Genomic DNA, 652 nt, shown 5'->3' with positions numbered 1-652 from the left:
GCCGTCGATGGCGGGCAAGAAGGTGTCGATCGAGTTCGACGGCGTGTACATGGATTCCGAGGTGTATCTCAACGGGACGCTGCTCGGGCGCCATCCCTACGGTTACACCGGATTCGCGCTGGACCTCAGTTCACGCGTGCACACGGACGGCACGCCGGACGTGCTCGCGGTGAAGGTGCGCAACCAGGTGCCGAGCAGTCGCTGGTACTCGGGCAGCGGCATCTACCGCGATGTCCGCCTGGTGGTGACCGAGCCGGCACACGTCACCCGCCAGGGTGTGCAGGTGACGACTCCGGATCTGGCGAACACGATCAAGTCCGGTTACGCGACGATGCGCGTGGCGACCACCGCTGTCAGTGAACAAAGCGACGTCCAGGCCGATGTCGTCTCGACGGTCAAGGACGCGAGAGGTCAGGTCGTGGGCACGGGCACGGCACATACCGCGCTGACCTCACAACCGCGCACCGCGTCCGTGGACGTGCGGATCGACCGGCCGGCGCTGTGGTCGGTGGACCGGCCAGAGCTGTACACGGTGGACACCGAGGTCCGGGTGGGTGGCAGGGTCGTGGACACCGTGAGCACCCGCACGGGCCTCCGGTACTTCGCGTTCGACCCGAACAGCGGCTTCTCGCTCAACGGTGTGGAGATGAAG

General features: G+C 66.4%; 1 protein-coding gene. It reads left to right on the top strand.

The features are described 5' to 3' along the window. Positions 1–652: sugar-binding domain-containing protein (locus UK23_RS52365; protein ID WP_045318099.1), on the top strand; the 652-nt coding region annotated here is incomplete at both ends.

This window comes from Lentzea aerocolonigenes (assembly GCF_000955955.1).
GTDB lineage: Bacteria > Actinomycetota > Actinomycetes > Mycobacteriales > Pseudonocardiaceae > Lentzea > Lentzea aerocolonigenes_A.
Note: the sequence above shows the minus strand (reverse complement) of the source record. Positions and strands in the feature narration are given on the sequence as shown.